This window comes from Streptomyces sp. 8N706, from assembly GCF_052245415.1.
Lineage (GTDB): Bacteria > Actinomycetota > Actinomycetes > Streptomycetales > Streptomycetaceae > Streptomyces.
Map to the genome: position 1 here is coordinate 1 of NZ_JBQQBW010000166.1, position 11,438 is coordinate 11,438.

Annotated in this window: 3 protein-coding genes and 1 pseudogene; all 4 read left to right on the plus strand. The window is 73.7% G+C overall.

The features are described 5' to 3' along the window. Nucleotides 1–371: pseudogene (locus ACTWQE_RS32305) on the plus strand (serine hydrolase domain-containing protein); the annotation flags it as partial. Nucleotides 372–536: 165 nt separating this feature from the next. Next, nucleotides 537–10,754: an amino acid adenylation domain-containing protein gene (locus ACTWQE_RS32310; protein WP_443332648.1), complete on the plus strand. Its 10,218-nt coding sequence runs from the start codon at nucleotides 537–539 to the stop codon at nucleotides 10,752–10,754. 50 nt (nucleotides 10,755–10,804) lie between these two features. Then, nucleotides 10,805–11,011, plus strand: coding sequence for an MbtH family protein (locus ACTWQE_RS32315; protein ID WP_443332649.1), 207 nt, complete (start codon nucleotides 10,805–10,807; stop codon nucleotides 11,009–11,011). Between the two features lie 239 nt (nucleotides 11,012–11,250). Continuing rightward, nucleotides 11,251–11,438 (plus strand): hypothetical protein (locus tag ACTWQE_RS32320; RefSeq protein WP_443332650.1); only part of this gene is annotated, 188 nt, incomplete at its 3' end.

Below are 11,438 nucleotides of genomic sequence, written 5' to 3' on the forward strand. Positions count from 1 at the left end.
CTGGCACCCTGATGTGGGCGGACCTCCTCGACACGCTCCGCGAACTCGGCGTACCCGTCGGCGACCACCGCCCCGGTACCCCCACGGCACCTGCCCTGATGTCCGGCCTCGACCGCTTCACCGGTGACTACCGCAACGGCGACACCTCCTTCGCCGTCCGCGCCCACCGCGACGGCAGCGCCCTGCGCCTGACGGACGCCACCGGGCTCGTCGCCGACATGACCCTCCATGACGACCTGGTCTTCACCGCCCGGCGGATCGACACCGACACCGCCCCCTACACCGGCCGGTTCGTCACCGACCCCGCCACCGGCGACGTCACCCTCATGCAGCTCGGCGGCCGTTCCGCCCGGCGGGCGACGACCGCGTAACTCCCACTCACCGCCCGCGCCCCGCCCGGGTCATCGCGCACCGGTCGGCCCGGCCGACGGGCCCACCCCCCCTTCGCATCACCTTTCCGACCTTTCCCTGCCGGCTTCCGGGCCCCAGCCCTGGCACCCCCGCGCCCGGAAGCCATCTTCCCTGGAGGTACAAACGTGGCTCGCGCCGACGTGCCGGTGAACCGGGCAGTCCCCGACCAGACCGAGTTCTGGCGGGGCCGACTGGACGGCGTCCCGCCCCTGGAGCTGCCGGCCGACCGGCCGCGCCCGGTCATCCGGTCGACCAGCACCGCCACCCACGAGTGCGAGCTCCCCGCCCCCGCCGCCGCGGCGCTGACGGAGCTGGCGCACGGCCACGGCGCCACCCCCACCGCGGTCCTCGCGGCCGCCGTCACCGCCCTGCTCACCCGCTACTCCGGGCAGGAGGACATCGCCCTCGGCACCGTCTCCCCGCACACCGGCCACACCGTCGTCCTGCGCACCGACGTCGACGCCGCGGCGCCCTTCACCAGCCTGCTGCGCCACACGGCCCGCGGCCTGGGCGACGCCCTCGCCCACGACGGCGTTCCCTTCGCCGAACTCGTCGACGCCCTCGCCCCCCAGCGCGACACCAGCATCACCCCCTACGTCCAGGCAATGGTCGCCGTCCTCGACGAACTCCCGGCCGGGCAGCAGGACTTCGACCCGCTGGACCTGTCCGTGGAGATCGCCGCCGTCGGGATGCGCATCCGCGTCCGTCACAGCACCGCCCTCTTCGACGAAACGACCGTCGCCCGCCTCGCCGGACACCTCGCCGTCCTGCTCACCGGCGCCGCCGCCGACCCGTCCCTGCCGCTCACCGCTCTGCCCCTGCTCACCGACAGCGAGTTCGAGCAGGTCGTACGCGCCTGGAACGACACCGCGCGCGAGGTCCCCACCGGCACCTTCCCCGAGCTGTACGCCGCCCAGATCGCCGCCCGCCCCGACGCGACCGCTGTCATCGACGAACACGGCCCCGTCACCTACCGCGAACTGGACGAGCGGGCCAACCGGATCGCCCACCACCTCATCGAACGGGGCGCCGGCCGTGACTGGTTGGTCGGCCTCTGCGTCGAGCGCGGCGCCACCATGGCCGCCGGCCTGCTCGGCATCATGAAGGCTGGCGCCGCCTACCTGCCGCTCGACCCCGCCTACCCGGCCGACCGGCTCGCGTACATGCTCCAGGACTCCGGCGCCCGCATCGTCATCACCCAGCGCGAGCTGCGCGACCGGCTGCCGGACACCGGCGCCGTCCTCGTGGACCTCACCGACGACTGGGCCGCGCTGGACGCTCACCCGGCCACCGCCCCCGACGTGACGCTCGCGCCCGAGGACCTCGCGTACGCCATCTACACCTCCGGCTCCACCGGCCGCCCCAAGGGCGTACTCGTCTCCCACACCGGCATCGGCAACCTGGCCGCTGTCCAGGCCGAGGCGTTCGACGTCACCCCCGACAGCCGCGTCCTCCAGTTCGCCTCCGCCAGCTTCGACGCGGCGTTCTGGGAAGTGTGCATGGGCCTGCTGACCGGCGCCGCCCTGGTCATGGGCTCCAAGGAGACCCTCGCGCCCGGCGAGCCGCTCGCCGCCTACGCCGCCGAACACGGCGTCACCCACGCCACCCTTACCCCGGCGACCGTGGCCGTCCTCCCCGAGGGCCGCGGCCTGCCCGACGGCGCCACGCTCATCGTCGCCGGCGAGGCCAGCACCGCCGACCTGGTCGCCCGCTGGTCCCACGGCCGCCGCATGATCAACGCCTACGGCCCGACCGAGACCACCGTCTGCGCCACCATGAGCGGCCCGCTCAGCGGCGCGACCGTCCCACCGATCGGCACCCCCATCGCCAACTTCCGGGTGTACGTCCTCGACGACGCCCTGCGCCCGGTCCCCGCCGGCGTACGCGGCGAGTTGTACATCGCCGGCGCCGGCCTGGCCCGCGGCTACCACGGACGGCCCGGCCTCACCGCCGAACGTTTCGTCGCCAACCCCTACGGCGCCCCGGGCGAGCGCATGTACCGCTCCGGCGACGTTGCCCGCTGGAACGCCGACGGCACCCTGGAGTACCTGGGCCGCGCCGACGACCAGGTCAAGGTGCGAGGCTTCCGCATCGAGCTCGGCGAGATCGAGAGCGCCCTCACGCTCCACCCCGACATCGCCCAGGCCGTGGTCGTCACCCACAACACCAACCTGATGGCCTACGTCTCACCCTCCGGCGAGCGCCGCCCCACCCCCGACGACCTGCGCGCCCGACTCGCCGACGGCCTGCCCGAGCACATGATCCCCTCGACGATCGTGGTGCTCGACACCCTGCCGCTCACCCCGAACGGCAAGGTGGACCGCAAGGCCCTGCCCGACCCCGCCACCGTCCAGGAAAGCGCAGGCACCGACCGCTCCGCCCCCCGCAGCCCCGTCGAGGAGACCCTCGCCGGTGTCTGGTCCGAGGTCCTCGGCATCGACACCATCGGCGTCCACGACGACTTCTTTGCCCTCGGCGGCAACTCCATCCTCTCCGTCCGCGCCGTCTCCCGGATGCGCGCGGCGCTCGGCATCAGGCTGCCGCCCCGCGTACTCTTCGACACCCCGACCATCGCCGAACTCGCCGCCTCCGTCGCACCCGCGGAGTCCATCGAGGACTCCTCCATCCCGGTCGTCCCTCGCGACGGCGCCCTGCCCATGTCGTACGGCCAGCAGCGCCTGTGGTTCCTGGAGGACTTCGACCCCGGCAGCGCCGAGTTCCACACCGCCACCGGTCTGCGGCTCACCGGCGCCCTCGACACCGACGCGCTGCGCGCGGCCGTCCAGGACCTGACCGCCCGCCACGATTCGCTCCGCACCACCTTCGGCGTCGTCGGCGGCCGCGGCGTCCAGGTGGTCCACCCGCAGCTCGCCCCCGAGTGGCGCACCGAGGACCTCACCGGCGTCGCTGCCGCGCTGCGCGAGGACCGGCTGCGAGAGCTCGCACGCGCCGAGACGACCCGCTCGTACGAACTGACGACCGGCCCGCTGGTACGCGTCCTGCTCGTCCGCCTCACCAACGACGAGCACGTGTGCGTCCTCGGCATGCACCACATCGTCACCGACGGCTGGTCCATGGGCATCGTCACCCGCGAGCTCGGCGAGCTGTACGCCGCGCGCACCCAGGGCCGCGAGCCCCGCCTCGGCGACATCACCGTGCAGTACCCCGACTTCGCCGCCTGGCAGCGTGGCCGCCTCGAAGGCGGCGGCCTCCTCGACCGGCACCTGGACTGGTGGCGCGAGCGCCTCGGCGGCGTCACCCCGCTGGAACTGCCCACCGACCGGCCCCGCCCCGCCGTACGCTCTTCCGCCGGTGCCACGTACACCTTCCCCGTCCCCGCCGGCACCACCACCGCCCTCAAGGACCTCGCGCAGCGGCAGGGTGCCACCCTCTTCATGGCGCTGACCGCGGCGGTGAAGGCGGTCTTCGCCCGCTGGTCGGGCCAGGAGGACATCGCCGTCGGCACGGCCTCCTCCGGCCGCAATCACAGCGACCTGGAGAACCTCGTCGGCTTCCTGGTCAACACGGTCGTGCTGCGCTCCCACGTCGACCCCGACATGTCGTACGGGGACCTGCTGGCGCAGCTCAAGGAGACCGTCTTGGAGGCCTTCGCCCACGAGGACGTGCCCTTTGAGCGCCTGGTCGACGCCGTCGGCGCCGCTCGCGACACCAGTCGCACCCCCCTCGTGCAGGCCATGGTCGTCCTGCAGAACGCGCCGAGCGACCGCGTCCGCCTGCCCGGCCTGCGTACCGCCGACTACCCGGTGCACCGCGAGGCCGCGCCGTTCGACCTGACCGTCGAGTTCTTCGAGACCGACGACGGGCTCACCGCCCAGGTGGGCTACAGCACCGCCCTGTTCGACGAGGCGACCGTCGCCCGCTTCGCCGGGCACCTATCCACCGTGCTGTCCGCCGCCGCGGCCGAGCCCGACCGCGCCCTCGCCACCCTGCCGATGCTGACGGAGGGCGAGTACGAGCAGGTCGTACGCGGCTGGAACGGCGCCCACACCGACACCCCGACCGGGACGTTCCCGCAGCTCGTCGAGGCGAGCGCGCGCCGCCGCCCCGACGCGCCCGCTGTGGAGGACACGCACACCGTCCTCAGTTACCGCGAACTGGACGAGCGGGCCAACCGGCTCGCCCACCACCTCCGGTCCCTCGGCGCCGGACCCGGCACGTTCGTCGGCCTGTGCCTCGAGCGCGGCGTGGAGACGATCGTCGGCCTGCTCGGCATCATGAAGGCTGGCGCCGCCTACCTGCCCCTGGACCCCGGCTACCCGGCGGACCGGCTGGCCTTCACGCTCCAGGACTCCGGTGCCCGGATCGTCCTCACCCGCACCGAGCTCGTACGGCGCCTGCCGGACACCGGCGCGGTCGTCGTGGACCTCGCCTGGGACGGCGGAAAGCTCGCCGCGCTCCCCACCACCGCACCCGAGCCCGGCCCGCGCCCCGACGACCTCGCGTACGTCATCTACACCTCGGGCTCCACCGGCACCCCCAAGGGCGTCCTCGTCCCGCACCGCGGCATCGGCAACCTCGCTGCCGCCGAGATCGAGCGGCTGGAGGTCACCGAGGACAGCCGCGTCCTGCAGTTCGCCTCCTCGTCGTTCGACGGCGCCGTCATGGAAGTCCTGATGGCCCTGCCTGCGGGCGCCACGCTCGTCCTGCCGCCGCACGGACCGCTGGCCGGCGAGGCGCTCCAGACCTTCCTGCGCGAACGCCGCATCACCCACACCCTGCTGGCGCCCTCCGCCGTGGCCACCCTGACGCCCGAGGGCCTCGACGGACTGCGCACCCTGGTCGTCGGCGGCGAGGCCAGCACCGGCGACCTGGTGGCCTGCTGGTCGGCCGACCGGCGGATGATCAACGCGTACGGGCCCACCGAGTCCACCGTCGTCGCCACCATGAGCGCACCGCTCACCGGCGGGGCGGTGCCACCCATCGGCACCCCACTGCCCAACACCCGCATCCGGCTGCTCGACGCGGCACTCCAGCCCGTACCCGTCGGCGTGCCCGGCGCGCTGTACATCGCCGGCCCGCACCTGGCACGCGGCTACCACGGGCGGCCCGGCCTGACCGCCGAGCGGTTCACGGCCGACCCGGACGGCGCACCGGGCGACCGCATGTACCGCTCGGGTGATGTGGCCCGCTGGCGGGCCGACGGCAGCCTCGAGTACCTGGGCCGCGCCGACGACCAGGTCAAGGTCCGCGGCTTCCGCATCGAGCTCGGCGAGATCGAGACCGCGCTGGGCCGCCACCCGGAGGTGCGAGACGCTGTGGTAGTCGTCCACCGCGACGAGGCCAGCCGGGCGCGCCTGGTCGCCTACCTCGTGGCCGACCGCGACATCACTACCGGTGAGCTGCGCTCCCACCTCGCCGGCTCGCTGCCGGACTACATGGTGCCCGCGCTGTACATGCCGCTGGAGCGGCTGCCGCTCACTCCGAGCGGCAAGGTCGACCGGCGCGCCCTGCCCGAACCGGACGTCCAGGCGGGCCGGCTCGGCTCCGACTACACCGCGCCGCGCGACGCGACGGAGGAGATCCTCGCCGCCGTTTGGGCGGACGTCCTCGGGGTGGAGAGGGTCGGCGTCCACGACAACTTCTTCGACCTGGGCGGCGACTCGATCCTGTCCATCCAGGTCGTCTCCCGTGCCCGCCAGGCCGGACTCCACCTCACCTCGAAGCTGCTGTTCCTCCACCAGAGCATCGCTGGCCTGGCCGGTGTCGTCGGCACCGTCGACGAGACCTCCGGCGTCGAACCGGCCGAGGTCACAGGCCGGGTCGCCCTCACCCCCATCCAGGACTGGTTCTTCACCGAGCACACCGTCAACCCCCACCACTACGGCATGTCCGTCCAGGTCGAACTGGCCCCGGAGACCGACATCGCACTCCTGGAGCGCGCTCTCGGCGCGGTCGTCACCCACCACGACGCCCTGCGCATGCGCTACACCGGCAAGGGCACCGAGTGGATCCAGGAGTACGGCGGCGGCGACGCCCCCGCGCAGCCGCTGACCGTACGGGACCTGTCCGCCCTCGCGGACGCGGAGCGGGACGCCGCCCTGCACCAGGCCGCCCTCGCAGCGCAGCGCTCCCTCGACCTGACGAGCGGCACCCTGGTCAAGGGCCTGTTCTTCCGCCTCGGGCCGTCCCGGCTGCCCCGCCTCTTCCTGACGGTGCACCACCTGGTGATGGACGGCGTGTCCTGGCGCGTCGTCCTGGAGGACCTGGCCACCGCGTACGCGCAACTCGCCGAGGGGCGGACTGTCGACCTGGGCGCCAAGTCCAGTAGCTACCAGCAGTGGGCGCAGCGCCTGACCGCACACGTCCGCTCCGGCGCCCTCGACGACGAGATCGCCCACTGGCAGGAGACGTCCGCCGCCGTCCGCCGGCTGCCCCGCGACGGTCACGACGGCAGTGCCAACACCTTCGGGGACGCGGCCACGGCCTCCGTACGCCTCAGCCGCGCCGAGACCGAGGCCCTGCTGCAGCGTGTACCCGCCGGGTACCGCACCCACATCAACGACGTCCTGCTGACCGCCCTCGGCCGCGTCCTGCGCAACTGGGCCGGTGACCCGGTCACCATCGCCCTCGAGGGCCACGGCCGCGAGGAACTCTTCGACGACATCGACCTGTCCCGCACCGTCGGCTGGTTCACCACCATCCACCCCGTCACGCTGGACGTCCCCGACGGCGACTGGGGGCAGGCCCTCAAGTCCCTGAAGGAGCGGCTGCGGGCCGTCCCGGGCCGCGGCATCGGCCACGGCGCCCTGCGCCACCTGTCGGAGCCGGGCAGCCCCGCGCACACCGCCCTCGCCACCGTCCCGCACCCCGAGATCAGCTTCAACTACCTCGGCCAGTGGGACGGCGCCACCCGCGACAGCGGCCTGGTGCGCGCCCGCCTGGCGCCGCTCGGTGCCGACCAGGCCGCCGAGCAGCCCCGCCCGCACCTCATCGACATCGTCGCCGCCGTCGGCGACGGCGAACTGCGCATCGACTGGATCCACGCTCCCGGCGTCCACCGCACCGACACCGTCCAGCGGCTCGCCGACGCGTTCCTCGCCGCCCTGCGCGGCGTGGTGGAGCACTGCCTGCGCCCCGAGAACGGCGGCGCGACACCGTCCGACTTCCCGCTGGCCGGGCTCGACCAGGCGGCCGTGGACCGGATCGTCGGCACGGGCCGCGACATCGAAGACATCCACCCGCTCACGCCCATGCAGAGCGGCATGCTCTTCCACACCCTGTCGGACCCGGGCGCCTACTCCGAGCAGATGACCTTCGAGCTCGACGGCGTCACCGACCCCGTCCTCCTCGCCCGCGCCTGGCAGCGGGTCGCCGACCACGTCGGCGTGCTGCGCTCCGCCCCGGAGTGGAAGGTCGTCGAGCGTCCGCTGATGGTGGTCCGGCGCCAGGTCGACATGCCCGTCACCCACCTCGACTGGCGCGCCCTGCCCACCGGCGAGCGGGACGAGGCGGTACGCCGCTTCCTTGCCGAGGACCGCGCCCGGCCCGTCGACCTGACCACCGCTCCGCTGATGCGGCTCACCCTCATCCGGCTGACGGACACCTCCGTCCGGCTGGTGTGCGCCTTCCACCACGTCCTCCTCGACGGCTGGTCCACCTTCGACGTCCTGGCCCAGACCCACACCGCGTACGCGGACCTTGCCGCTGGCCGGGAACCCGCGCTGCCCGCCCGCCGGCCCTTCCGGGCTTACGTGGACTGGCTGGAGCGGCAGGACCTGGACGAGGCCGCGGCGTACTGGCGCGAGACGCTCGCCGGCTTCGGCGCGCCGACTCCGCTGCCCACTGTCCGGCACACCGCGCCCGGCCACCGCACCGGCTCCACCGGGCGGATCGTGCGACGCCTGGCGCCGGAGGCCTCCCGCGAACTGTTCGACTTCGCCCGCAGGCATAGGCTCACGGTCAACACCGTGCTGCAGGGCGCCTGGGCGCTGCTGCTGGCCCGGCACGCAGGGGAGCGGGACGTGGTCTTCGGCGCCACCGTCTCGGGCCGCCCTGCCGACCTTCCGGGCGCCGAATCGATGATCGGCATGCTGATCAACACCCTGCCGGTCCGGGTCCGCGTCGACGAGACGGCCCCGGTCACCGCCTGGCTGGCGGATGTCCAGCGGGCCCAGGTCGAGGCACGCCAGTACGAGTACGTACCGCTGCCGCGCATCCAGGCGTGCAGCGCCGTCGGGCGTGGCGACGAGCTCTTCCGCAGCCTGGTCGTCTTCGAGAACTACCCCATGGACGACGAGGCCGCCGCCGCCCACGGGCTGCGCGTCCGCCGCCTCGCGGGCACCGAGGCCACCAACTACCCGCTCAACCTGATCGCCTACGCGGGCGAGCAGCTGGCCTACACCCTCGCGTACGACGCGGAGCTGTACGACGAGGAGGCCGCCGACCGGCTCTGTGGCCACCTGGAGACCCTGCTCACCTCGCTCCCCGCCGCCGACGACGACGTGCCGGTGTCCGCGGTGCTGATGCTCACCGGGGCCGAGGCCGAGCTGACCGTACGAACCTGGAACGACACCGCCCGCGAACTGCCCGAGGCGTCCCTTCCGGAGCTGTTCGCCGCCCGGGTTGCCGAGCACCCCGACGCCGTCGCCCTCACCTACGCGGGCGAGGACCTGACGTACCGGAAGCTGGATGAGCGGGCCAACCGGCTCGCCCACCATCTCACCTCCCTCGGCGCCGGCCCGGAAGACCTCGTGGGCCTGTGCCTGGAGCGCGGAGCGCACGCGGTCGTCGCGCTGCTCGCCGTCCTCAAGGCGGGCGCCGCGTACGTCCCGCTGGACGCGGACTATCCGGCCGACCGGCTGGCGTACATGATCGGCGACGCCGGGGTGAAGCTGCTCGTCACCGAGGCACAGCTGCGCGACAGGCTGCCCTCGTCCGGGGCCCGGATCGTCGATCTGGACCGGGACGCGACGGCGATCGCCGCTAGGCCCGGCGACACGGCGCCCGCGCCGTCCCCGGCGCCGGACCACCTCGCGTACGTCATCTACACCTCCGGCTCGACCGGCACCCCCAAGGGCGTGCTCACTGCCCACCGGGCCGTCGTCCGGCTGGTCCACGGGGCGGCGTACACGGACATCGGCCCAGGCGACACGGTCGCGCAGTTCGCCTCACTGTCCTTCGACGCGTCAACGTTCGAACTGTGGGCGGCGCTGCTGCGCGGGGCGCGGCTGGTCGTGCACCCGCCGCAGCTGCCCACGACGGCCGAGCTGGGCCGGTTCCTCAGGGAGCACGGCGTCACCCATCTCTGGCTCACCGCGGGCCTGTTCCACCAGGTCGCCGACGACGACATCGGTACCTTCGGGGACCTGCGCCAGCTCGTCGCGGGCGGCGACCGGCTCTCGCCGGAGCACTGCGCCCGGGTCCTGGACGCCCACCCTGCCCTGCGGCTCACCAACGGGTACGGCCCCACCGAGGCCACCACGTTCACCACCACGCACGATCTGCGCGGCGCCCTGGGCACGGGCTCCGTGCCGCTGGGCTCCCCGCTCGCCAACACCCGGGTGTACGTGCTGACTGAGGCGCTCGAACCGGCGCCCGTCGGCGTGCCGGGCGAGCTGTACATCGCCGGCGAGGGGCTGGCCCGCGGCTACCACGGCCGGCCCGGGCTGACGGCGGAACGGTTCGTCGCCGACCCGTTCGGCGCCCCCGGTGCGCGCATGTACCGCTCCGGGGACCTGGTGGCCTGGCGGCCGGACGGCACGCTGGAGTTCCTCGGTCGCACCGACGGCCAGGTCAAGATCCGCGGCTTCCGCGTCGAGACGGGTGAGATCGAGGCGGCGCTCGTGGCCCACCGGGCCATCGGCGACGCGGCCGTCGTCCCGCACACCGACCCCGAGTTGGGCCGCACCGTCCTGGTCGGCCACCTGGTCCCGGCCGGCTCCACTCAGGTGCCCGGTGCCGCGCAGCTGCGCGCCCACCTGGCGGCGTCGCTGCCCGAGCACATGCTCCCGGCGGCCTTCACCACTCTGGACGCGCTGCCCCTGACCGCCAACGGAAAGGTCGACCGGAAGGCGCTGCCCGCCCCGGAGCAGCGGCTCGCCACCGGCACGGAGTACGAGGCCCCAGCGACGCCCACCGAGGAGCTGATCTCCGAGGCCTGGCAGGAGCTGCTGGGCGTCGAACGGGTCGGCGTCCGCGACAACTTCTTCGAGCTCGGCGGCGATTCACTGCTCGCCCTGCGCACGGTGTCGCGGATCAACGCCCTCTTCAGGACCGACATGTCACCCCGGGCGCTCTTCGACCGGCCGACGGTCGCCGAGACTGCCGCCGGTGTCGAGGAGCTGATCCTGGCCGAGCTGGAAGCGGCTGCCGCAACCCCCTGACCCACACCCCACCCCTTCACCCCTTCACCCTTCATTCCGAAAGGTCCATCGTGTCCAACCCCTTCGAGAAGTCGGACCGTTCCTACGACGTCCTCGTCAACGAGGAGGGCCAGCACTCGCTGTGGCCCACCGGCACCGCCGTCCCGGCCGGCTGGGACGCCGTCCTCACCGACCGGCCCCGCGAGGAGTGCCTCGCGTACGTCGAAGCCCACTGGACCGACATGCGCCCGCGGAGCCTGCGCACCACCGCCGCCTGACGCCACCTCGACGCCCCGGCCCGGGCGTCCCGTCGCCGCCACCTCGGCGACGGGCGCCCTGGCACCGGGGCCCCGGCCATGGACGCCCCGGCTACCGGCGTCCCGGCCAGGGGGCACCCCGGTCGTCACCGACCCGGTGTCGGCGTCCGGTTACCACCGGCCCGGCACCGCCCCGGACATCAGCGCCGGGGGCCGTCTCCTCGACCCGCTGACCTGCACTTCCCTGGGGGATCCTTCCAATGAACACGCCGTCTTCCCGCGCGGACCGGATAGCCGCTCTTCCCGAACGACTCCGCGAGGCGCTCGCCCAGCGCCTGGCCGGCCAGGGCGTGGCCGCCGCGGCTACCGCCGCGCCCCTGGTACCCGCGGTGGCGCGCGACGGCGACCTGCGCATGTCCTTCGGGCAGCAGCGCCTGTGGTTCCTGGA